General features: G+C 67.0%; 35 protein-coding genes and 1 other RNA gene. 2 read left to right on the top strand and 34 right to left on the bottom strand.

Features of this window, described 5'->3' with window-relative positions; all coding sequences use genetic code 11:
* The 20 genes from ACYQ00_RS20505 to ACYQ00_RS20410 all read right to left on the bottom strand — a co-directional run.
* Positions 1-1,164 (bottom strand): phage tail sheath family protein (locus ACYQ00_RS20505; protein WP_460033906.1); only part of this gene is annotated, 1,164 nt, incomplete at its 3' end.
* Positions 1,165-1,176: 12 nt separating this feature from the next.
* Positions 1,177-1,560: a hypothetical protein gene (locus ACYQ00_RS20500; protein WP_460033508.1), complete on the bottom strand. Its 384-nt coding sequence runs from the start codon at positions 1,558-1,560 to the stop codon at positions 1,177-1,179.
* A gap of 78 nt (positions 1,561-1,638) precedes the next feature.
* Positions 1,639-2,139: a hypothetical protein gene (locus ACYQ00_RS20495; RefSeq protein ID WP_460032541.1), complete on the bottom strand. Its 501-nt coding sequence runs from the start codon at positions 2,137-2,139 to the stop codon at positions 1,639-1,641.
* Positions 2,140-2,604 (bottom strand): phage virion morphogenesis protein, encoded by a 465-nt coding sequence (locus tag ACYQ00_RS20490; RefSeq protein ID WP_460032540.1) that lies wholly within the window; start codon positions 2,602-2,604, stop codon positions 2,140-2,142. It abuts the gene before it with no gap.
* The gene (locus tag ACYQ00_RS20485) at positions 2,601-3,017 is read right to left on the bottom strand and encodes a gp436 family protein (protein WP_460033509.1); all 417 of its coding nucleotides are present in this window, start codon (positions 3,015-3,017) and stop codon (positions 2,601-2,603) included. The genes ACYQ00_RS20490 and ACYQ00_RS20485 overlap by 4 nt, the downstream gene beginning before the upstream one ends.
* Before the next feature lie 3 nt (positions 3,018-3,020).
* Positions 3,021-3,212, bottom strand: a complete 192-nt coding sequence (locus ACYQ00_RS20480) for an HI1506-related protein (RefSeq protein ID WP_460033510.1) — start codon at positions 3,210-3,212, stop codon at positions 3,021-3,023.
* Positions 3,213-3,236: 24 nt separating this feature from the next.
* Complete coding sequence (locus tag ACYQ00_RS20475; protein ID WP_460033905.1) at positions 3,237-4,130, bottom strand: Mu-like prophage major head subunit gpT family protein; 894 nt, start codon at positions 4,128-4,130, stop codon at positions 3,237-3,239.
* A gap of 24 nt (positions 4,131-4,154) precedes the next feature.
* Positions 4,155-4,610, bottom strand: a complete 456-nt coding sequence (locus ACYQ00_RS20470; protein WP_460033904.1) for a hypothetical protein — start codon at positions 4,608-4,610, stop codon at positions 4,155-4,157.
* On the bottom strand, positions 4,611-5,693 hold the full coding sequence (locus tag ACYQ00_RS20465; protein ID WP_460033903.1) for a phage protease: 1,083 nt from the start codon (positions 5,691-5,693) through the stop codon (positions 4,611-4,613). It abuts the gene before it with no gap.
* Positions 5,694-6,190: 497 nt separating this feature from the next.
* Positions 6,191-7,501 (bottom strand): phage head morphogenesis protein, encoded by a 1,311-nt coding sequence (locus ACYQ00_RS20460; RefSeq protein WP_460033902.1) that lies wholly within the window; start codon positions 7,499-7,501, stop codon positions 6,191-6,193.
* Between the two features lie 17 nt (positions 7,502-7,518).
* Complete coding sequence (locus ACYQ00_RS20455) at positions 7,519-9,216, bottom strand: DUF935 domain-containing protein (RefSeq protein ID WP_460033901.1); 1,698 nt, start codon at positions 9,214-9,216, stop codon at positions 7,519-7,521.
* A gap of 142 nt (positions 9,217-9,358) precedes the next feature.
* Positions 9,359-10,714 (bottom strand): terminase large subunit domain-containing protein, encoded by a 1,356-nt coding sequence (locus ACYQ00_RS20450; RefSeq protein ID WP_460033900.1) that lies wholly within the window; start codon positions 10,712-10,714, stop codon positions 9,359-9,361.
* A gap of 12 nt (positions 10,715-10,726) precedes the next feature.
* Positions 10,727-11,278, bottom strand: a complete 552-nt coding sequence (locus ACYQ00_RS20445) for a DUF3486 family protein (RefSeq protein ID WP_460033899.1) — start codon at positions 11,276-11,278, stop codon at positions 10,727-10,729.
* A gap of 10 nt (positions 11,279-11,288) precedes the next feature.
* On the bottom strand, positions 11,289-11,588 hold the full coding sequence (locus ACYQ00_RS20440; RefSeq protein WP_460030569.1) for a VpaChn25_0724 family phage protein: 300 nt from the start codon (positions 11,586-11,588) through the stop codon (positions 11,289-11,291).
* Positions 11,585-11,935: a DUF2730 family protein gene (locus tag ACYQ00_RS20435; protein WP_460033898.1), complete on the bottom strand. Its 351-nt coding sequence runs from the start codon at positions 11,933-11,935 to the stop codon at positions 11,585-11,587. Before ACYQ00_RS20435 ends, ACYQ00_RS20440 begins: the two co-directional genes overlap by 4 nt.
* Before the next feature lie 10 nt (positions 11,936-11,945).
* On the bottom strand, positions 11,946-12,161 hold the full coding sequence (locus tag ACYQ00_RS20430) for a hypothetical protein (protein WP_460033897.1): 216 nt from the start codon (positions 12,159-12,161) through the stop codon (positions 11,946-11,948).
* A 29-nt stretch (positions 12,162-12,190) separates the two neighbouring features.
* Positions 12,191-12,787: an N-acetylmuramidase family protein gene (locus ACYQ00_RS20425; RefSeq protein WP_460033896.1), complete on the bottom strand. Its 597-nt coding sequence runs from the start codon at positions 12,785-12,787 to the stop codon at positions 12,191-12,193.
* 115 nt (positions 12,788-12,902) lie between these two features.
* Positions 12,903-13,181: a hypothetical protein gene (locus ACYQ00_RS20420; protein WP_460033895.1), complete on the bottom strand. Its 279-nt coding sequence runs from the start codon at positions 13,179-13,181 to the stop codon at positions 12,903-12,905.
* A 77-nt stretch (positions 13,182-13,258) separates the two neighbouring features.
* The gene (locus ACYQ00_RS20415) at positions 13,259-13,477 is read right to left on the bottom strand and encodes a hypothetical protein (protein WP_460033894.1); all 219 of its coding nucleotides are present in this window, start codon (positions 13,475-13,477) and stop codon (positions 13,259-13,261) included.
* Positions 13,474-14,124: a Rha family transcriptional regulator gene (locus ACYQ00_RS20410; RefSeq protein WP_460033893.1), complete on the bottom strand. Its 651-nt coding sequence runs from the start codon at positions 14,122-14,124 to the stop codon at positions 13,474-13,476. Before ACYQ00_RS20410 ends, ACYQ00_RS20415 begins: the two co-directional genes overlap by 4 nt.
* A gap of 310 nt (positions 14,125-14,434) precedes the next feature.
* Between ACYQ00_RS20410 and ACYQ00_RS20405 the strand changes: the two genes are divergently transcribed.
* Positions 14,435-14,668, top strand: coding sequence for an Ada metal-binding domain-containing protein (locus ACYQ00_RS20405; protein ID WP_460030188.1), 234 nt, complete (start codon positions 14,435-14,437; stop codon positions 14,666-14,668).
* The gene (locus tag ACYQ00_RS20400; RefSeq protein ID WP_460033892.1) at positions 14,647-15,132 is read left to right on the top strand and encodes a thermonuclease family protein; all 486 of its coding nucleotides are present in this window, start codon (positions 14,647-14,649) and stop codon (positions 15,130-15,132) included. Before ACYQ00_RS20405 ends, ACYQ00_RS20400 begins: the two co-directional genes overlap by 22 nt.
* A 32-nt stretch (positions 15,133-15,164) precedes the next feature.
* Here ACYQ00_RS20400 and ACYQ00_RS20395 read toward each other — a convergent pair whose 3' ends face one another.
* From ACYQ00_RS20395 to ACYQ00_RS20330, 14 genes are all read right to left on the bottom strand, one after another.
* Positions 15,165-15,449: a hypothetical protein gene (locus ACYQ00_RS20395; RefSeq protein WP_460033891.1), complete on the bottom strand. Its 285-nt coding sequence runs from the start codon at positions 15,447-15,449 to the stop codon at positions 15,165-15,167.
* Positions 15,446-15,817 (bottom strand): hypothetical protein, encoded by a 372-nt coding sequence (locus ACYQ00_RS20390; protein ID WP_460033890.1) that lies wholly within the window; start codon positions 15,815-15,817, stop codon positions 15,446-15,448. Before ACYQ00_RS20390 ends, ACYQ00_RS20395 begins: the two co-directional genes overlap by 4 nt.
* A complete protein-coding gene (locus tag ACYQ00_RS20385) occupies positions 15,814-16,104 on the bottom strand; it encodes a hypothetical protein (RefSeq protein WP_460030544.1) in 291 nt (96 codons plus the stop codon). The genes ACYQ00_RS20390 and ACYQ00_RS20385 overlap by 4 nt, the downstream gene beginning before the upstream one ends.
* Positions 16,097-16,534, bottom strand: coding sequence for a hypothetical protein (locus tag ACYQ00_RS20380; RefSeq protein ID WP_460030543.1), 438 nt, complete (start codon positions 16,532-16,534; stop codon positions 16,097-16,099). Before ACYQ00_RS20380 ends, ACYQ00_RS20385 begins: the two co-directional genes overlap by 8 nt.
* The gene (locus tag ACYQ00_RS20375) at positions 16,534-17,001 is read right to left on the bottom strand and encodes a gp16 family protein (RefSeq protein ID WP_460030542.1); all 468 of its coding nucleotides are present in this window, start codon (positions 16,999-17,001) and stop codon (positions 16,534-16,536) included. Before ACYQ00_RS20375 ends, ACYQ00_RS20380 begins: the two co-directional genes overlap by 1 nt.
* Complete coding sequence (locus ACYQ00_RS20370; RefSeq protein WP_460030541.1) at positions 16,998-17,366, bottom strand: hypothetical protein; 369 nt, start codon at positions 17,364-17,366, stop codon at positions 16,998-17,000. Before ACYQ00_RS20370 ends, ACYQ00_RS20375 begins: the two co-directional genes overlap by 4 nt.
* Before the next feature lie 33 nt (positions 17,367-17,399).
* Positions 17,400-17,669 (bottom strand): hypothetical protein, encoded by a 270-nt coding sequence (locus ACYQ00_RS20365; RefSeq protein ID WP_460033889.1) that lies wholly within the window; start codon positions 17,667-17,669, stop codon positions 17,400-17,402.
* 10 nt (positions 17,670-17,679) lie between these two features.
* Positions 17,680-17,744: hammerhead ribozyme type II (locus ACYQ00_RS20360), an RNA gene on the bottom strand.
* The gene (locus ACYQ00_RS20355) at positions 17,743-18,024 is read right to left on the bottom strand and encodes an HU family DNA-binding protein (protein ID WP_460030195.1); all 282 of its coding nucleotides are present in this window, start codon (positions 18,022-18,024) and stop codon (positions 17,743-17,745) included. Before ACYQ00_RS20355 ends, ACYQ00_RS20360 begins: the two co-directional genes overlap by 2 nt.
* Before the next feature lie 26 nt (positions 18,025-18,050).
* Complete coding sequence (locus ACYQ00_RS20350) at positions 18,051-18,692, bottom strand: DUF3164 family protein (RefSeq protein WP_460030539.1); 642 nt, start codon at positions 18,690-18,692, stop codon at positions 18,051-18,053.
* Positions 18,689-18,877, bottom strand: coding sequence for a hypothetical protein (locus ACYQ00_RS20345; protein ID WP_460030538.1), 189 nt, complete (start codon positions 18,875-18,877; stop codon positions 18,689-18,691). Before ACYQ00_RS20345 ends, ACYQ00_RS20350 begins: the two co-directional genes overlap by 4 nt.
* Before the next feature lie 12 nt (positions 18,878-18,889).
* Positions 18,890-19,246 carry a hypothetical protein gene (locus tag ACYQ00_RS20340; protein WP_460030537.1) on the bottom strand — a complete coding sequence of 119 codons (357 nt, stop codon included), beginning with the start codon at positions 19,244-19,246 and terminating at the stop codon, positions 18,890-18,892.
* Positions 19,243-19,806 carry a hypothetical protein gene (locus tag ACYQ00_RS20335; RefSeq protein WP_460030536.1) on the bottom strand — a complete coding sequence of 188 codons (564 nt, stop codon included), beginning with the start codon at positions 19,804-19,806 and terminating at the stop codon, positions 19,243-19,245. Before ACYQ00_RS20335 ends, ACYQ00_RS20340 begins: the two co-directional genes overlap by 4 nt.
* Positions 19,806-20,537 carry an AAA family ATPase gene (locus ACYQ00_RS20330; RefSeq protein ID WP_460030535.1) on the bottom strand — a complete coding sequence of 244 codons (732 nt, stop codon included), beginning with the start codon at positions 20,535-20,537 and terminating at the stop codon, positions 19,806-19,808. The genes ACYQ00_RS20335 and ACYQ00_RS20330 overlap by 1 nt, the downstream gene beginning before the upstream one ends.
* Position 20,538 lies beyond the last annotated feature (1 nt).

Raw genomic sequence — 20,538 nt, 5'->3', positions numbered from 1 at the left:
GAGAGGAATGAAGGCGTCCTTGGGATCGGTGCTGAAGGGGTAGCAGGCCGTGCGGTTGCCCCAGCTGCGCCAGCCGCCCGTGAAGTTCAGCGCCGTGACGATACCCTGGCCGTTCAGGTAGTTGGCCTGATCCGGCCCCAGCCAGACCGGTTCTTCCGCGCCGGCCGGGCCGGCCACGGCCGCGTCCATGCGCAGAAGCTCGTTGGACGGGCTCTTGTACGGGATGTCGCCGTGCTCCACGTCCACACGGGCCATGGTGGCGGCCAGGTGGCAGGACAGATGGTAGACCGTGCCGCCCAGGGCCACCTTGGGCCAGCAGCAAATCTGCTGCGGGTCCGCCAGGGAGGCCAGCTCCTTGGCCGCAGGCACGTCGGTGTAGCGGGTCAGGGTCTGGGCATCCATGTCCAGCACGGCCACGGCCTTGAAATGCCCGTTGATGCTCCCGGCCTTGGCGGCCATGACCGCGGCCACCTCGGGCAGGTGGCTGTAACCCGGCGCGCAGATGGAGCCGGGCACCAGGCGGAACATGGGGAAGATGGCCTCCACCAGCTCCAGGCCCTCGCGTGCGCCAGTCACCCCGTCGATGCCGCCGATGATGTCCTGGGCGGTCACGGCGGACGGGTCGGCCCAGGCATAGGCCGCCACGGACACCGTGGCCCCGGCGGCGATGGCCCCGCCCTCCAGCAGGCTCACCAGGCCCGTGGCCTCATCCACCATGTAATCCGTGCCGGCGGCGTATGTGGTCGCGCCGTCCTGGCTTTTGATAACCAGGCTGCCGGGGATCAGATCGTCATGGGCCAGCTGCAGGGTGCCGGCGGCGGAAACGACCTGGGCCACGGGCGCGTCCAGCACCTGCCGATGCACCGCGGGGTCAAAGACGTTGACAAAGATGACCGGCCCGACGTTGTACAGGGCAAAGGTCACATAAGCGTATTCCGTGAGGCCGTACCGGGTCTGCCGGCCATCCAGCCAGCCCAGGGCCGCCACGGCTTCGGCGTAGCTGTAGCAAAGCTTGGGGGCGTTGACGTGCACGCCGTCCGCCGCGCGGTGCACCGGGGCCGTGCCCACCACCACCGCAATACCGGCCTCCACCTTGCGGGCCGGCAGGACGGCCGTGGGCACTTCCTGGGTGTATACCCCATGTTTGTAGCCAAGAGTCGCCATGATGAGGCCTCCTTAAGAAGTGCGGCCGGCCTGCCGGTACGCGGTCAGCAGGGCCTGGGCGGCTGCCTGCAGGGGGTGCCCAGGCCGCCGCAGATCGGCGCGAGCCTGGGTCAGCCTGGCCACGGGCACCATGAGACCGGACAGCTCGGGATACCGGGCCGCCAGGGCCAGCACAGCGGGCGGCAAGGGGCCGGCCTTGAACACCCGGTACTGCGCCAGGCCATCCCGTCCCAGGGTCGGCCCCACATAAACAACAGGGCCGACATGGACGACCGGCCCGGCGACAGCTTGTGAAGAGTCTGCCGGCGATGAGTCTGCCGGCGTAGATGCGGGGGGCGTAGATTCAGGGAGCAGTTGTTCAGGCATGGCCGTTTCCTCTTGATGCTTTCTTGCCATGGTTTCCTCCATTGGCCCGGCCTGACGCGTGTCAGGCCGAATGGGTGCTTGGGGGTTCGCGGTGGCGTCAATCCGCCGTTACCCATCCGTAATCAGCGGTTCGGCGAGGTCTGGATCCTTGATCCGGATGCGCTGCCGCCAGGCCACGCCCCAGACTCCCAGGCCACGCTCGCGCGTCTCGCCGGCCCACAGGTTGTCCGCGCGGATGGAGGCCGGATAGTCCAGGCCCCCACAGGAGGCACGCGGGGAAAAGGCCTGCGTCGCCACGGCCACCAGGGCCAGTTCCACCAGGCGGGCCAGCTGCTCGGCCCGGGGGGCGCGGGGGGCGTCGGTGGCCAGCAGGTACGCGGCCAGGTCGGCCACGGCGTCCAGCTCGCCCAGCTCGCCGCGCCGCAGTTCCCGCACCCCCAGGCTGGCCACCAGCACCGCCGGGCATTGCGGGGCCATGCGGGTGATCTCATCCGCCGCCCCAAACCGTCCGGCATGCACTGCGCAGTGCCTGAGGGGCAGCCCGGCTTCCAGGGCCGCAGCCGCCAGGTGGGCGGCCACGGCGTCCAGGTGGGCGCGCAGGCGGTCCATCTAGCGCCCCCCCGCCTGGCCAATCACATCGGCCAGCCAGTCCCGCGCCACCTGCTCCAGGTCCGCGGCGTTGGCGTCGGAGACGCCCAGATACGGCCGGGCCGGGATGTTGGACCCGACCTCGGCTCCGCCGAACTGCTGGATGCCGGCATAGACCAGATTGGAGCCCACCTCGGCCCCGTCCCCGTCGGCAAAGGATTGGATGCTGTCCAGCAGGCCGCCTTCGGCCTGCAGCAGGCTCTGCCCGCCGTGCCGGGTGGCGGCGTATCGGGGGGACCAACCGGGCCAGGCCGCGCCATCCGGGGCGGTCTTTTCGTCCTGGATGCGCCGCCGGGTCTGGCTTTCCACCTCCGCGCCCATGGCCTCCATGAGTTCCGGCCGCCGGCCCTGGATGCTGGCGGCGAACCGGTCCAGCATGGCGTGCAGCTTGTCCAGGCCGTGGATTTGCAAGGTAACGCCGCTCATGCGCGCCGCCTCCACATGGGTGGCGGCCCGGCGTAGATGGCCGCGCCGCCGGCCTGGGCCGGTGCCGGAGACTCCGGCTCCGGCCCCAGGCGCACGTCGCCCTTGCTGATAGCCTTGAGCAGCGCCACGGCGTCTTCATAGCCCTTGCGTTCCTGCTCGTATGGCCCGCCCGCCCGGTTGCCCGCCAGCAGGTACCAGGCGATGGCGCAGGCGCAGCGGGCCAGCACGGGCGAGGGGCTAGCCAGGGGCAGCGTGTACCGGGCCGCCACCCAGCCATCCACTTCCGCGGCAGCGTCAGTGATGGCCCGTTCGATGACGCCCGCATCCGCCAGGCCGTCCCCGTCGCGGTCCGCCAGCAGCAGCACCGCGGCCGCGCCATAGCGCTCCTCCAGGTCCGCAGCCGTGCAATACATGGCCTAGCCCTTGGCCTTTTTGGCTTCCGTTTCGGGCACCACCTGCACGACCTGCACGACCAATTGGGGCTCGGCTTGCAGGATGGCCAGTTCCTCCGGGGTGAATCGGTCGTCGGGCCAGGTGGTGGGCTGGCCGCTGTGGCTCACGCCGCAGCGGCGGAAGCCGTCCTTCTTGGCAATGATGACAATGGGCATTGTGTTGTTCCTCCGATTTCCGGGCTAGGCCAGCCAGGGCGTGACCATGAGTTCGGCCGTGTTGCGCCAGGTGTTGGTGGCCCCGGCCGCGGTGCGTTCGTTGAGCAACACCTCGCGGGCGTCGCCCTCCAGGGAAGGCGGCACCACCAGCAGGTTGGGAGCCAGGCCCAGGGGCTTTTCCATGTCCCCCTGCAGGTTCTGCATGGCGGCCCGGCCGGCGGCGTAGTTTTCCGCAGTCAGAGGCTGGCGGCTGGCGTAGGCCACCTGCCACAACCCGAAGCCGACGTTGACGCGGGCGTCCACGCCGTAGAAAAATTCCGCGCGCATGAAGACGTTCTCGTCGTCTTCCTTGGTCAGGGACACGAAGGTGTAGTCCTTGCGTTTCTGGAAGATGATGGGCTTGATGGGCCGGCGCAGGTCAAACAGGTACCAGGGCGTGCCCGAGCCGCCGCCGTAGTTGCTGGCGCTGACCACGCTGCCGTCCTTGAGGATGACCGGATGGTCGGTGTCGAAGAAATACTGGCCATCATAGCAAGGCGTGTCGAAGCCCTGCTTGAGCAGGCCCCAGACCAGCTCGCCGGGGTGGGTCTTGGCGTCGTAGCCCAGCTGCTGGAACAGCGGATTGTAGACGCCATACTGATCATCTTCGATATCCGTGCGCCTGACGCCGATGGTGTTTTCAAAGGGCTCGTTGACGATGGTCATCTTGTGCTCTTTGAAGTTCTGGATCACGCGGTCGCCCACCCACTTGCGAAACCTGCTCATACTGCCCAGCCAGGGATAGACTTCCTGGGCCGCGCTGCTGGGCACGGTCATGGCGATGCGCTCCCAGTCACTGGGCGCGCCGGCAAAGGCGTTGTTAAAGATGACCTTGAAGCCCGTGGTCAGGGCGCTGAGATTCTGGCGGTTGATGAGCATGACGGTTCCTTCCTTCTTCCTGTGTTAAGCCAGCGCCAGGGCCAGGGTGGCGGACAGGGACGGGTCGATCTCCACCCAGACCTGGCCGTGCTCCAGGCCCCAGACCACGCCGGCCGGGGCACGGGTCCCCGTGCCATCGGTCTTGGCCACGGTCTGGTCATCCACCAGATAGACCACGCGGCCCACTTCGGCCTGGGTGATGGCGTCGGCTGCGGTGGCCGAGGCCAGCAAAAAGAGTCCGGGCCGGACCACGGCCGCCACATCACCGGCCAGGCCGCCGGCATTGCTCACGCCAGCCTCCACCCGGCCCACGGCCACCAGGCCGGGGGCACCAGCTCCAGACGTCGCGGGGACCAGATGCCCCGTGGCGTCCAGACAGGCCACGCCGCCGGCATGCAGCACCGCGCCCGCGGCCAGGGGCAGCTCCAGAAAATTGCGCTCGCGGCGCAGGGTATTGCGGTCTCCCGTCAGGGCAGCCATCTACTTGCCTCCTTCGGCCGATGTGGTGTGCAGGGCCTTGGCGTAATCAGCCTCGGCAATCCCCAGGGCGGCGCAAACGGCGCGCGCCGGGGCATCCAGGGTCGGGGCCGCGCCCTCGGGCGGCGCGCCTGTGGCGGCGCTGGGCGTCCCGATTGCCGGAGCCACGGCGCAAAACGCCCGAAACGCCTCCAGCCCGCCGTCCTGGCGGCAGCTGGCCCGGTAAAAGTCCGCCGTGGCCGGGACAATCTTGCCAGCCTTGAGGGCCTCGCCAATGGCGGCCTCGATGGCGGCCTCTTTGGCCTGCTGCTCGATGCCCGCAAGCTTTGCCTCGGCATTGGCCGCGCGCTGGGCGGCGGCGTCATAGTCCGCCCGGGGCACGTAGCGGGTCAGGTCCGGCATGGCGGACGCCTTGATGGAGTTGATCGCCGTCACCACCTCCTGCGGCCCGGCCGTGGCCGGCAGCCCCAAGACGGCGGTGATGGCGGCGATGTCCGGAGAGACGGGGGAGCCGGGGGAGACGGACGGGACGGGAGCCGGGGCAGTAGCCGGCGGCTGTTGCTGTTGCGTGGCCATGGGATCCTCCTGCGATGTCGCCCCCCGCGCATTCAAGGCGCGCAGGGGCAGGTTGGGATTGTTGGTCAGGCCCGCGCCCGCGATATCCAGGATCACGCCGCCCCGGTCATGCAGCAGCACCGGACTGATCCAGCGGTACTCGCGGTCCGCCACCTGCCGCCCGCCGCGCGGCGTCCAGTCCACCGAGCCCCAGACCGTGCCGTCGTCGGCCACGCGCAGGCTGGTGATCCAGCCGGCCGCCGGGGCTTCCTGCAAGGGCTCCTCGCCCACATGATCACGGTCGATGGGCGCAGGCCGGCCACGGGCCGCAAAGGCGTCCACCACGGCCTGAGCCGAGGGCAGCACAAACCGGCGGCCGTCCCGGCCCACGATCTCCGGGCCAGCCGGCAGCAACTGGATTTCGGCTGGGGCTGCGGGCACGGGCTGGCCCGTGGCCTGAGAGGGCGCAACCTGAGAGGGCGCGGCCGGCAGCTCGAAGCAATAGGAAAAGGCGGCACGGAAGGTGTCCATGCCCCCCGGTCTAGCCGGAGGCGGACAAAAAAAGAGGCCTGACACGTGTCAGGCCCAAGGCGGGAGGGGGGAAGAAAAGGCGGGGGAAGAGGGGAAACGGCTTTCCCGGGGGAAATGATTTCCCCCGGACCCCCTCAAAAGGGGTGGGAAAAGAGCACGCTGCAATGGTGGCACGGCGGCGGGAGAAAGTCTAGAGCGCTGACTCCTTCAATAAGAGCGTTTAAAAGGCGTTTAACGCCGCGCCTGACGGCCGCAATGTCACTTCCCGGCATCACTGGTGGTCCGGATGCTTGCGGGCGTTACAGGGCAAATATGGGCCGCGAACGCCAACACTGCCACAAAGGGCTTGCGCACCCGCGCGCCAGGGTCTATATATATCGATATCGGGTAGCTCTTGAAGACTGGAAAAACGCCGGGCCAGTGGTTGCTTGCGAGCTTCCATGCGGGGGAGGCGAGCTTTGACTCGCATTGGCGTCCCGCCAAGGGCTACCCCTTGCTTAAATTTCCCCCTCCAATATTGTGAGCCCAGGCTGTTTGAGGTTGGCCAGGTCCACCATGCCGGCGCTGCGGATGGCATTGGCCTTCGCCCCCTTGCCCAGGTCATGATCCAGCCGGACGGCCAGGCGGGCCAGCCGTGTTTCGCCCTCCACTTCCCAGACGTACAACAGCGCCGGTCGCCGGCCTGCCCCGTCCCACAACACCGCCTTGGGCCTGCCCAGCAGCTCCGGCAGCCGGAGCACATGGCCTGCGGGCACAGCCTTGGCCCCCTTGCGGGCCTCGGCCAGCAGGTGGCGCACTTCCCGCGCCTCGATGCTCAAGCCCGCGGATTGTGGCCGCACGCCCAGTTTTCCCAGCGCCTGCAGGGTAGCCTCGCTCATGACGCCGATGGTACGGCGGCCGCCGTACTGCCGGCCCGTGTCCCCCAGGGAGAGCCCCTCGGCCCAGGCCCGGTATTCCCGGGAGGTCCTGGGCAGCAGGTGGGCCTGGTCCTGCCGCCAGGCCCGCGCGGCGTCGCCGGGATGCGCCCGGCCCAGGCCGTCCATGGCGTGGCGGGCGGCGTCCAGGTCCCGCCTGGTTTTCCCCACGTTGTAATCCCAGCCAGGGTCACAGCCCTGGTGCACCTGCAGCACCTCCCCGGTGCGCCGGTTGGTCCAGGGCCTGGGAGAGACGTCCGGGGCCTGCTGGCGGATGTCCCCCTTGCCCGCCAGACGCCCATGCTCCACCTTGGAGACCTGGCGCACCCAGCATTTGCAGCCCCAGCCATTGGGCGGATAGTGCGTGGACCAAAATGGATCATCCGCTGGCAGCAACAACCCATTGAAGGCCTGGTGTTCGGGCCGGTGCTCGCGGCTCGGCCCCAGCTGATAGAGCAGATACGGGTGACTGGTCTTGGTCCGCTGGATGCGGTCCCACTGCCCGGCGGCACGGGCCGTGCGCAGATTGGTCGAATAGATACGCTTGAGCCGGGCCAGGCCCACCAGCACCTTCCTGACTTCGCCCGTTCTGGGATCAACCACTTCCACGCCTTCGCCGTACCAGCCCAGTTGCTTGAGCCGCGGCCGCAGCTCCTTGGCAAAAGTCCGGATCGTCTCGCCTTCGGCCGTGGCCTTGTCCATGGCCTCGCGCAGGGTCTGCAGCACCTCCAGGCGCGTGGCCTTGGCCACGGTCCAGGCTGCGGCGTGTTCCTCGCCCCAGACTTCATCATGATTGAAGGAGACCCGCAGCCCCTTCTTGCGGAAGAATTCCAACGCCTCCCTGGGCGGCTTGCCTGGAAAGGAGAACCCCGGCTTGTCGGTGTAGTCCGGCATGGCTGTTCCCTTGCCCCCTAGTCCGTCGCATCGCCCGCGCCGCGGGCGGCAAAGGCGGCCTTGGCCAGGGAGGCCGCCAGCTGCGTGGGGGCCAGGGTCTCCAGCAGCTCCGGCAGCCTGGCGGCAAACTCCTCAAAGCTGTCGCAGGCCTCAGCCAGCGCCACCACCGGGTCTGTCAGTTCCGCGGCCACGGGCTCCCATTCATCCGCCAGCATCTCGGCTTCTATGTCTTCCAACAGGGCCAGGGACCGGGAATCGGTCATCACGGGCGCGGCACTCCCCACGGAACCTGCCCCCTGGCTCTGGGCCGCCCGAGAACCAGGGCGAGAACCAGGGGGAATAATCCCCCCTGGACCCCCTGCTTGGGCGGGCGACGATTCCCCTGGGGAATCGCCACCCGCCCCAGTGGAGGGGGCTTGGGGGAACTCAGTTCCCCCGACCTCTTCTTCCTTCTCCCTTCTCTCCTCTTCCTTCTTCTCTCCCAGCAGCTCCCCGCCGTCTTCCAGGTTTGGCGGGTCCGGCAGGCCGAGCTTGTCGCGCACCACGCTGGCCTCCACCCGGAGGCCCAGGGGCACGAGCTTGGCCAGGGCGTCCACCAGGCCGGCGATGTCCTCGGGCTCGGGCACGGGCAGGGTCAGGCGGGGGTAGGCGTCTTGTTTGCCCCAGTTGAGCTGGATGAAGGGCTCGATCAAATCCCGGTTTAAGGTGGCTTCAATGTTCAGGGCGTCGTAGACCAGGATATCCAGCCGGACCTCATTGTGGATCTTGGCCTGGGCCATGCTGGCCCCGTCATCCGTGGTCATGGTCTGGCCCAGCACGCCCTTGCTGACCTGCTTGTCCAGATATTCGGCGAGCTTCAAAAAGAGTTCCTGCCCGCCGGCCACCGCCCCGGCCTGCTGGAACTCGATGCGCATGGAGTCCGGCAGCACGCAGGCGGCGTCGGTGCCCAGGTTGGCCACGGCGCTGACCAGGGTGCCGATGTCGTCCGCGCTGGCAGAGGGGCCGTAGCGGCCCACGCGCAGGGGCATGCCGAAGAGCTCGGCAAAGCGCATCCAGTCCGTCACCGTCCACGACTTGCACAGAAAAGACGCCAGACACAGCCGGGCCAGGCCGCCCCGGATGGGCAGGCCGCTCTTGAGCCGCGCATAATGCACCACGAACTGATACGGCGGCAGGGGCATGCCGTCGGGATATTCCGGATCCAGCAGCCGCAGCTCCTCGCCGCTGTCCCGGTCAAAGATGAACCACCTGGGGTCGCGTCGTTTATACTCCCGCGGCGTCCAGCGCGGCCCGCGCTCCCAGCAGATTTCCACGGCGGCGAAGCCCTTGCCCAGGGCGTCCAGCAGGTCCATGACCAGCCAGGTCATCTGCGGCGTGGCCACCAATGCCCGCACGGCGTCGGCCAGCTCCTGATCCCGCGGCGCGTCCGAGGCCGCCTCCACCATGCGCGCCAGGCCGGCCACGGCCAGCTTGCGCGTGCCCAGCACGCCGGCATAGTGCAGATCCCGCTCTTCCATCTCTTCGGCCAGGCCCAAAAACTCCCGGCAATCCCCCTGGCCGGCGTCCATGAGGATGCGCGCCACCCGGTCCGGAGTCAGGCGCGAGGCGATGAGGGCGTCCGGCCAGGGATTGCGCAGGCCCGTGAGCCTGGGCGCGGCCACTTCCCGCGTCAGTTCCGCCGGCCGCACCGGCCGGCCCAGATGATCGTACAGCATAGAGGCTCCTTGCGTGGGGCGCTGCCCCACACCCCGCCGGGGGAAATGATTTCCCCCCTGTCCTACTGGCCCCCTCAGCGGGGTCCAGGGGGATCATCCCCCTGGCAGGGGGCTTGGGGGACGGCGTCCCCCATTCTCCTTGTCAAAATCTACCGCGGCACCAGCCGGCGCCGGCCTTGACCAGGCGGCGCACGGCGTCAAGTGCTTGGTCGCTGGAGGCATGCGCCCCCTGGCGCACGGCTTGGTAGGCGAAGCGTTCGGCTGCGGTGCCGCCGGCATAAAGGGCCAGGAAGAGCGCCCAGGCCCGGTCGGCGTGGGAATCGGCATCCCCCTGGGAGAGAAACCGCGGCGCGCCCAGGGGCGCCTGGATTTTCTTGAGGGAATGCAAGTCCCGCCGAAGGCCCGTGTCGCCCTGGGGGATGCGCAGCCGGCGGTCCTGAAAGGCTTCCTTGCCCAGGGTGGCCAGGTGCTGCTTGGCCGGCCCGGTAAAGAGCACGCCTTCCACGCGGTACTGGCCGTGGGCGTCCTTGGCGTCTTCCACGGGCTTTTCGCCCATGCCGGTCTGGTCCATGCAGCACCGGACCACGGTGTACTTGTCGAAGCACGCGGCCAGCAGGGCATCCTGTTCCTTGAAGGTCGCCCGCTGCCGCGTGATGAGCTCGCGCGCCCAGAAGACGTCGCCCACCAGCTCCAGGACCCAGATGACGAACAGGTCCTTGCGCCGGCCAATGTCCACGCCGATGTAACAGGGGCCGCCCTGGTAGTGGTCCGGCTCCCCGGCCGCGTCATGCTCCACGGAATTGATCAGGTCATAGGACAACCAGGCCGAGGCTTCGTCCAGCCACTTGAGTTCGTATTCTTGCGCCCAGGCGTCCTCGTCATCCAGACCTTCCCGGAGCTCGGCTATGTCCCGCGGCAGCCCGTCGGCCACGGCGCGGTGGATGTCCACCACATGGCGGGACCAGACCCGGCTTTCCCCGGTCATCAGCTCGTAAAATTTGTTCTCCTTGCCGTTGGGCGTGGAGGTGATGCGCAGCCGGTGGCCGGCAGAGATGACCGGGAAGAGGGCCTTCCAAATGGCCTTGGAATCCTGGTGAAAGGCAAATTCATCCAGGAAGCAGGAGGCGGAAAACCCGCGGGCCGTGTCCGGATTGGCCGGCAGGCCCGTGATGCGGCTGCCGCCGGGCAACGTCACTTCCAGGGCCTTGTACGAGGCCTCGCCCTTCCAGTCATATTCCAGGAAATCAAAGGCCGCGCCGTAGGCCTGGGCGTGGCGCTTGACGCCTTCGTCCATGGCCTCCTTGGCCTGGCGCTCCCCGCGGGAGAGGATGACCCAACGCTCCCGGCCACCCTGGGAAGCGGCGGCCAGGCAGGAATCCACAATCTCCAGGGTGGTGGTGAAGGTCTTGCCCGTCTGCCGGGCAAACATGCCGATCTTGAACCGGCTTTTGTCGCCGATCCACTGTCGCTGGTAGGGGTAGAGCTCCAGGGCTGGCATGGATTACCCGGACTATCCGGACAGGCCGTAGACCTGTTCGCGGATCATGGCCAGGACGTCCGGGGAGAGCCCGGCCTTGTGCCCGGCCTGCTGCAGGGCCTCGGCCGCCCGCGCCCGTTCGCGTTCCAGGATGCGCGCCGCCCGCTTCTCGTTCTCGCTGGCCGCCCGTTCCAGTTTTTCCACGGCAATGGCCAGCTTCATGAGCAGGGCCGGCGTTGCCCCGCCTTCCTCTTCGGCCAGCCCCAGGGCGCAGTCAAAGGCCAGGGTCCGCAATACCTCATTGAGGAGGTTGCCCACCTCGCCAGCCGGCTGGGAGCCCAGCTTGCCGATCCACATGGCCGCCACCTCGCGGCTTTGCTGCAGCCGTTCCCCTACGACGGCCATGCTCCGGGCGTAGCGGTTCACGGCGCTCTTGGAGACGCGCTCGGCATGGCCTTCCTCTTCCAGGATGGCGTTGATGCGCGCCGTGGCCTCCAGCTGCGTCACCCGCGGATCCCGCAGCAGGGCCTGGAGCTGTTCCTTGATGTCCGGCGGCAGGCGGTCGATGGTCGAGGGCTGGGGCATGCGATTCCCCCTATTCCCCGGGCAGGGGCCGGGCCACGCCCGGCGCCTCGGCCAACCCGCGGGAAACATCCAGGCCGCGGGGCGTCAGGCTGGCCACGGTCACTCCCGACACAGCCTCACGATTGACCAGGCCAGCCTCGGCCAGCCAGGCCAGGGAGCCTTCGACCTGGTCCAGGGTGCTGGGCAAGCCGGCCTCGCAGCAGCAGGCCTGCAGCAGCGGGGCGTTCAGCCGGTAGCCGGGCTCCAGGGCCAGCAGGCGCAGCAGGTCCAGCCGGCGGCGCTGCTCCACGGTGGTGGCGTAGGTGTTCATGCGTTGCGCTCCAGGAGGAAGGTATGCATGGTGGTAAGCAGTTGGCGGTTGGCCCGGGATTCGCCGGCCAGGTCGTTCAAGGTGCTGTCGATGCGATTCATGCGCTCATAGACCTTGCCCAGCTCCGTATGCAGCTGGGCCTGGCTGGGCGTGGTGCAGCACGTGGTTTCCACCTTGGCCAGGCGCGAGGCATGGTCGTTCAAACGCGCTTCAAGGGTGTCTTCCAGCTCCTTGATGCGCTGGTTCGTGACCCGTTCGCGGTTGACCATGTAAATGTATACGCCTAATGCGCCAGTAAACAACGTCTGGGCCAGGTCGATCCAAAACTTGGCGGTGGCGTAGTCCACGGGCTGCCGCCTACTTGATGGCCTTGGTGGCCACCATGCGACCGGCAATGGCCACCACGCCGCCCAGGGCCGAGGCCACGCCCACCACGGCCTCCACCAGCTGGGCCTGCTCCTCGGGCGACAGGGCATAGCCCGCCACGCTGGCGGCCCCGGCCAGCACGGCCACCAGGCCGCCCCAGAAGGTCTTGGATGCGAACAGTGGTTTGACGGCATTGAAATCAGCCATGGCGTTGCTCCTCGTGTGTGGGTGGAAGGTTACTGGGAGGATGCCGACCGGCAGCGCGCATACGCCGCGGCCAGCTTGGTGTCGTACTTGTTTGCCTTGTAGCCCGGTCCGTTGTAGCGCCGGGCGAATCCGGCCCAGTCCAGCCGCTGCAGGGGGGCGACCAGACTCGCGGCACGCAGGTAGGCGCAAAAGGCCTCCAGCTGCCGCGCCTCGCTTGCCTCGTGCGCAGCCACGAAGGCCTGCACCGTCTCGAATCCGCAGGACCGGTGATTGAAGCCCATGATCTGGAAAAGCCCCCAACTCGCCGCACACAACGCCGCCTCTTCGTGCAGCGCCTTGGCCTGCGCCAGACGGGCATGCTCCGCCGCACCGCCCTTGTATTTGCCGCGGTCCCACGTGCGGTACACGATGCCAGGGTGCGCCACGGACAAGGGCTCGGGGGCGATGCCGCGCCGCTGCAGCTCCCGCCAAAAGACATGCCCCTCAAACAAGATCTTCGGCCGGCCGTCGGGCAGAAATCCGCGGCCCGAGGACTCCACGGCCACCACGGCCCGCACGGCGCACGCCTCCACCCCCAGGGCGGCGGCTGCGGCGGCAATGTCGGCATCGGTCAGGGGAGTGCGCATGAGACCTCCAGGCAAATAAGATGCAGCAATATGCAGACGCTACCCCTGGCGGACCAAAAAAAACGGCCTGACACGTGTCAGGCCGAAGCAAGCGGGGCAAGGAAAGGGGACGGGGTCAAGGCGCTGGGGATGTCCCGGGCAGCACGGCCGCAGGATCCACGCGCCGGCCCTGGCGGTCCGTGGCGCGCACCTCCCCGCCGGGCGTCTGTTCCATGCGCCCCAGCGTCCGGCCCTGGCGGTCCCGCAGGATCACGCCGTCCCCCTGGCGGGTGTACGTCCCTGTGGTCCTCCCCTGGCCGTCCACCATGCGGCCGGCGTCCGCCGCCTGGGCGGCCTGGGCGATGGCAGGCAGGATCAGGAGCAAGGAGAGGATCAGGGCGAAGCTGGTACGCATGGCGGCCATCCTATGTGGAGTTGGGCGAAAAAGGAAGGCCCTGCCCCCTGATGGGTCAGGGCCTTCCCCCATATGCGTTATGCAGCCAGGCTGCCGGGCCGCCGGCACGGCGGCAGGCCCTTGGCCAGGGTCAGGGTTTCCTCAAGGGCCATCACCACGCACTGCAGCCCATAGGCTTCCTCAGGGGCCAGGGGCTCCAGGGCCACCCGCTCCGCCACGGCTCCCAGAAAGGCCGCCACGCCGGCAGCCCGCTCCAGGGCATCCTGGCACGTGTCCGTCGGGCGCAGGTAGTTCATGCCCTGGCCTCCATGGAAAACAGGGCCTGCGCCAGTTGCGCCCCAAAGGGCTTTTCCTGCTCTTGCGGGGGGTCGATCAGCCCCAGGGCCTCGGCCTGCCGCAGGATTTTGCGGATCGTGTCCTTGTGCAGGCCAGTCAACCGCGTGATCTCCCACCGGGCCAGCCCCATCTTCGCGTACCGCCCCACCCGCAAGAGCAGCTGCCGCCGCTCATCGGGCAGGGCCAGCAGCCCCGCCACCTGCTCCCGGTGCGTGGCCTCCAGGGCCTGCCGCGCGGCCTCGGCCTGCTTCAGGCGCTGTACCAGGGACTTTTTCACGGCCGCTTCAAGGGCATTGAAGGCGGCAATGTAGCCTTCCTTCCAGCGCATGGCCTCGGGGCCGGTGAACCCCATGACCAACATGGAAAATCCGTCGCGGGTCAGGTAGCACATAGGCAGAGTGCGGCCAATGGGATCGGTGTATGTATTGAACTCAAAATTGAGTCCAACAAATGATTCCGAACACTTGGTAGACAATTCGCGGATGTCGCGCAGAACGTTGCCGTGTTGCTTATCGAAACGCTCGGCAATGCGCAGGGAAGAGATCACAGGCGTGTCGCCGTGAAACTCCAGGTCGCGGGTCACATCAAGGGGGATCAGGTCAGACATGGCAGAGCTCCTTTGATTTTCTCATGAACAAAAAAAGCCGGGTGCTGAGAACCGCCAAAGGTAGCGGCAGGCTTATTTACCCCCGAAAGGGCTCTTGTATTAACCTACACCCGGCAAAACAATCTGGGCTCTTGCCTGCCGTCAGGAAGACGCAGGGCGCAAAAAAACCGCAAGTCTAACGGGTGCGGGTCCGACCTTTGAGGAGTTCTCAGGCTCCGTATGGAAAGAGTTGCACCCGATGCGGGAAAATGTCAAGAGCCATGCATGCTGGCTTGTCAATACCATCAACCGTGTAGCTATCGGAGGAGACATGCTTCCACTTCGCAACTTGGCCGTCTCGCTGGCCTTGTCCCTGGCCTTGGCTATGGGCGCTGCGGCCATGCTCCACGCCGCCGGAGCAACGTACCACGGCAATACTGAATCCGGCATCTTCCATATCCAGGGCTGCAAACACTTCAATTGCAAACGCTGCACAGCCGCCTTTGAATCCCGCGATGCAGCCATTGCTGCAGGATACCGCCCATGCAAGGTCTGCAAGCCATGACGCGGCTGCTCGTTTTCCTGCTGTTGCTTGTGCCGGCCTCTGCCTGGGGCTGGTCCGGCGTCGTCTCGTACATCCCCGATGGTGACACCATCCACGTCATCCTGAACAATGCCACGACGATCAAAGTGCGGTTGTACGGGATCGATTGCCCGGAATCTGCCCAGCCTGGAGGCTTCGAGGCGACGCAATTCGTCCGGGCCAAGGCCTACAACGCGGTGGTTGAAGGGGAAACGGTGGACGTGGACCGGTATGGTCGGCAGGTTGCCCTGGTCTCCATTGACGGCAAAAGCCTCAATGGGGAGATCGTGGAGGCCGGGCACGCTTGGGTCTACACAAAATATTGCACCATCGCCGTCTGCAAGCAATGGGACGCAAGCGAGGCTGCCGCGAGGGCAACGAGCCGCGGCCTTTGGGCAGAGCCTGATCCCACCCCGCCGTGGGAGTGGCGCAGGCGGGACAAGTGAACGAAGCCGGGGCAACCCGGCTTTTTTAACGCTCACGATGCCAACCCCGATACCCGGCAGAGGCCACGCCACTCGTGAAACGAGGGCATGGCCTCGAAGAGGTGCCGAAGCGCGGGCGGGGCTTCTTCCTCGAAGGTGAAGAGCTCGGCAACTTCTTCATCGGTGAAGCGCTCGATCCCACCATATTCCGAGGCATCCCAACCAATCCACGGGGCAAGGCCCAGGTGGTATTCCAACATAGTCGGGTCAAACCGCTCTTGGAGCATGTACCACGGCTGCATGGTCTGCACGTGCAGGGCCTTGCGATAGCAGGTCATTTCCCAGCCTCCATGAGAATCTCCCGCATGCACTCGTGCGTTTTTGGCGCGAACCCAGTAGGGTACTCATCCACAAGCAGGGCCTCAAGCTCCTCCCAGTGGGCCACCAGGGCCGCCCATTGCGGGGAGACGTCGCACATCAGTGGCAGCTTTTCCCGGAACCCCGGCACCGTCTCCAGCAGCAGCACGCAACGTCGGAAATCAGCCGGGTCAAGCGGATGAAACCTCCACCACTTCTTGTCCCGGCCCAGGGCGTCAACGCCCGTCAACCGGGTGAACAGTGCATTCGAGGACAGCCCGCGCTCGCCGTTGGCAAGCCATTGGATGGCTTCCATGGGGAGCGAAGCGAATTCGTTGCCATTGCTCATTTCTGTGCCTCCAACCGTCTAAACATGAACACCTTCCCGCCGGCTTCCATGGCCAGGATGCCATCCTGGCCGATGGTGGCCCGCACGGGCTTGCCATCGGCGCGGAGCTGAAAGACCAGGCCGGCGTCTGTCTCGGCCACGTCTTCAACCAGCAGATCCCGGGCGAAGGCCCGGCCGTGGATAAAGCCGTACAGCCGGCCGCCGCCCACGTCGAAGCGGACCACATCCTTGCAGCCGGGAGATGGCCTCCGCCAGGTCCCTGCCAGCCGGCCCAGGGCGTCAGTCATCAAACAGGCTCCCCTGCCGGGGGCCGGCCTCCCGTGCCCGGGCCAGCACCCGGCGCACCGTGCGTTCGGTCAGGCGCAGGTCCAGGGCCACATCCCGCGGCGAGGCGCCGCCGGCCACGCGCTCCACGATTTCGGCGTCCCGGGCCTTCCGCACGGCCTCGGTGCCCAGGGGCACGTTGCACAGATAGTCGCCGCCATAGATGGCCGCCAGGCGCGCGGCCTCCGGCCAGCCCATGATCCGGGCGATGGGATGCCCCGGCCCGATGTGCCGCGGGATGTACAGCCGGGCCACCCCGCCGTAGGCCTCCATCAGCCGCAGGCAGGCCTCGCCCCCGCCGGGACCGAGCTCTTCGGCCAGCGCCCGCAGGGAGGCCGGCAGCCAGCGCGTCCGGTGCGAGGGGTCGCTCAGCAGGGCAGACGGCCGCGGCATCAGGACTGCCTCCCACCGTGCCGCCGATTGTGCACCGAGAGTGCGCCCACAACTTTGCGCAAATCCTCGGGCGTGGCCCATTCCATCTTTTCCACGCCGGTCATCTTTTTGAGCAGGCCCTCGGCATACGAGAGGGGCACAAAGCGGCCTTCGTCCTGCCCCTTGGCGGCCAGCAGGGCTTCGATTTTGCGCAGGAGTGGCGCGGTGCCGCGGCCCGTCTTCACATCCGTCGGTTTTTTAGACGGCTTGAACCCGAGCTGGCGGAACTGGTCCAGCAACAACCCCAGCTGCGCCGGGGTCAGGTCTTTGGCAGACCCGACGCCAAACCGATCCTGCAGCAGGTTGCGGTACACATCGTCATCCAGCCGCAGCTTCTGCTTGGCCACGTGCACCAGGGCCAGGGCCTTTCTCTTGTCCTGCGGGGCATGGGTGGGGCCATGTGCGGCAGCGGTTCTCGTGCGCTTCATTTCGGTTCCTCCAGCGTCTCGTACAACACGCGCGCCACCTCATACCGCGCCAGGGCACGGGTGACGGCGTCTAGGGATTCGTCAACCTGGGCGGTCAATTCCGCCAGCCCCGCGCGCATGCGGTCGCGGGCAACGGCCAGCTCGGCCTGGGCGGCGCGTAACGACAACGTCGCCCGGCGAAAGGCTTCGATGGATTCGGCGGGAATCAGGGGCACAGCGCCCGCAGGCTCCGGCGCGGCAACCGGCGCGGCAACACGCGCCGGCATGGCCTGCCAGGCCGGCAACGGCTCAGGCTGGGCAAAGCACAGCCGGTCCACTTCCTGGATCACGTCCTCGTCAAAGCAGTTCAGATTCAGGCCGTCCATGCTACAGCTCCTTCACCACCCAGGCCTGGCTCATTATTGCTTCACCAGGGTATGGCCTTGCACTTTGCAATCTGCCCGCAACATTTGATGCGCTGCGCGGAATCCCTCCCGCGTCAAAGGGAAAATGTATGAGAGTTCGGCTGCCTCAAAGGCCTCGAGGTCAAATTCACCCATTCTGAAATAGGGAGATTCGTCCAAAGGCATGGCGACAAGATACCCCACCAGCCCATCACGGGGCGTGATCAATCCGGCGAATCCGCAACGCTCGGGTTCGATCCGCCACATATCCATGCACATTTCCATACTGCTCTCCTTTTGGCTGCTCATCAGGGCCGGGCACCACCGCCGGCCGACGGGAGGAGACCTCCCGTTTCGCTTACGGATTCACCGCCCCCTTCAGCGCTTGCGCCAGATTGAGCTTCACCGTGTTGCTGGCGGCAATCTCCAGCGGCGCGCCGGTCTTGGGATTGCGCCCCATGCGAGCGGCGCGCTGCTGCACTTCCAGCTTGCCCAGGCCCGGCAGGGGCACCCTCTCCCCACGGGCCAGGGTTTCAGTGGCCACCGCGGCCAGGGCGTCCAGCACTTGGCCGATGGCGGTCTTGGTGATATCTCCGGCGAACTTGTCCTTGATGGCGTCGATGAGCTGTGCTTCGGTCATGATGATTTCCTTCTTCTTCTCTTGGGTTATGCGTCGCTCAACGTCAGGGGGATGTTGCGATAGCTGCCGTCTTCCTGACGTTCGAGAATCTTGAAGTGCGTTTTGCTATCCACCACGCGCAGGCTGTCCTTGATGGCCTCCATGGCCCGAGTCCAGCGGTCGTCTTCAAAGGTCAGGCGCAACAGGCTCAAGACCTTTGCCCGCGAGAGCATGCCATTGCCGTCGTCCTGGAAGGCCGCGTCAATGATGGTCTTCACCTGCGGGGACACGCCGGAGGTCCATTCCGTCAGGCAATCCTGGACCAGGGCCTGCGCCGCCTTGATGCGTTCGTCGAACTCCACCCGCTCCTGAATGACGCGTTCGACTTTGTACCGGCCGTCAAAGGTCGGCAGGCTGACATTGCCTTTGCTACCACCGCGTTTGACGCCGTACTCCTCGAATGCCAGATCCACGAAGGCGGCCACATCGCCGGACACCCTGGCCTTGAAGTCCCGCAGGGCCTGGCGCAAGGCCAGGGCATCTGGGATGATGGACCGGACCAGGTCATCGCGGGCCATGTCCAGGGGTTTGATGTTCTTCACGTGTACCAGATTGCCGCGGGCATCCTGGCGAAAATCGGCCATGTCGGTCTGGGGTGTCGCTCCGTAGGCCGCCTGTTCCTCACTCATGCCGTCACCTCCTCTGCTTCCATGTTGGCTCTGTCCGTCGTTTCCAGGGCATCCACATGCTTGGCCAGCTGCACCAGCCGTTCCGCAATATCCCTGGACTCGCGTATCAGGTTGGGGTCGCTGCTCCAGCCCTGCAGCCGCTGCACGGCAAAGGCCGTCTCCATGATTTCAATAGCGATTGACATTGCAACACTCCTTCAACTGCCGTTCACGATGCGCTGTGGGCAGGCCTGGCAGGCCCGATGCAGCCGCACGCGGAATCCGGATGTCGCGGCCAGAGGCCGCCGTTGATGCTCCAGACACGTGGCCCCTTCGATGTCCCCCAGCACCGGGCAGGTGACCACGTCCCCGCCGAGCACCCGCCAGACCTTCGCTTCCAGCCCGACCAGGTCGCCAGGGTATTTGCTCCGAAGCGCCGTGCTGACCTGGGCCGGGGAGACGCCCAACTGCTTGGCCACTGCCGCCTGGCTCTCCGCGTCGCAGGCCTTGGCCAGGGTCTCCACCCAGGGCGGCAGCGGGCTCCAGTGCTGCCTCGCCACCTGCAGCGCACTCATGGCCGCGCCCCCTTCTGCGCCCCTTGCGGCCAGACCACGGCCTGGAGGTTGGGGTCATAGACCTGCTTCACCTTCTGGATCATCGGCGCCAGCGGCCCGTGCTGGCGCACCAGGCGGTACTGGTCGCCGGCACGGGTCAGGTAGCCGGCGCGGGTCAGATAATTGAGATAGGATTCCACGGCGCCGGCCTTTGCTCCCACCGTGGCCGTCAGGTCCGCCACGGTGCACACCTTGGCCATGCGGATGGCTCGCCACAGGCGCTGCTGGTCCGTCTCCGGCGCTGGCCGGCCATCCTTGGCCAGTTGCGGGGCCTGGGCCGGACGCTGCACCAGGGTGTACCGGGCTGCGGCGAAGTGTCCTGCACCGGCCTGCATCTCGCACACCCCGGCCAGGCACAGCCGGCGCAGGTATTCCCGGATTTCCCCTTTGCCTCGCAAGGTCTTGCGGTGGAGAGCCGTCACGGTGATGTCCCCGCCTGCGTCGGTCAGCTCCAGCATGGCCGTCCAAACCGCGTCATTGCCGGCCAGGGGGTGGCGTTGATCAATAGGCTTCGGAGGCATCACGCAGCCCTCCGCACGGCCGGGGTCTCCCCTTTGAAGAAGTCCCGCTTGCCCCAGGCGGCTTCGTCCGCCTGCTCCCAGCCCTCGGTCCGGGCCGCTTCCCGCACCCGTTCCAGATTGACGCAGATACGCCGCAGCCGCCCGCCGCTGGCCTGGTGCAGCCGGGCCAACAACCCCGGCGCAATGGCCACATCCGGGCAGTAGTGCCGGGCCAGCAGCTCGCAGTCCTGCACCGTAGCCGGCTGGGCCGGCAGCCAGTCCAGCATCCGGTTGTGGACGCGCTCATGCTGGGCCAGCTTGTCCGGCAGTCGCTCCTCGCCAATCAGGATGATGGGCGCGCCGCTGGCGTCGTGCAGCTCCCGCACCAGCTCGATCATGCCACGGGCCGCCAGATGGTCGGCCTCGTCGATGATCAACGGCGCATTGGCCACGGCCAGGGCTTCGACAACCTTTTCCACCATGTCCCCGATGGTCCCACGGGGCGCGAGGCCCAGCTCGGTGGCAATGGCCGTGCACAGCTTTTTCTTGGTCCAGGATGACCCCACCTCCACGTACTTGGCCCGCGCCTTGTTGGCCGCGTGGATGGCGCTCCAGGTCTTGCCGTAGCCGCTGTGCCCGTGGAACGTGGCCATGCCCGGCAGGTGCGCCGGCCGGTTGCAGACCCGCTCCACCAGCTCGGCAAAGAGCCGCACGTTTGTCAGGGGCGCAATGCCCGTGCCTGCTGCCGTCATC

The sequence above is a fragment of the Megalodesulfovibrio paquesii genome (assembly GCF_054653055.1).
This window is presented reverse-complemented; position numbering and strand designations above follow the sequence as displayed.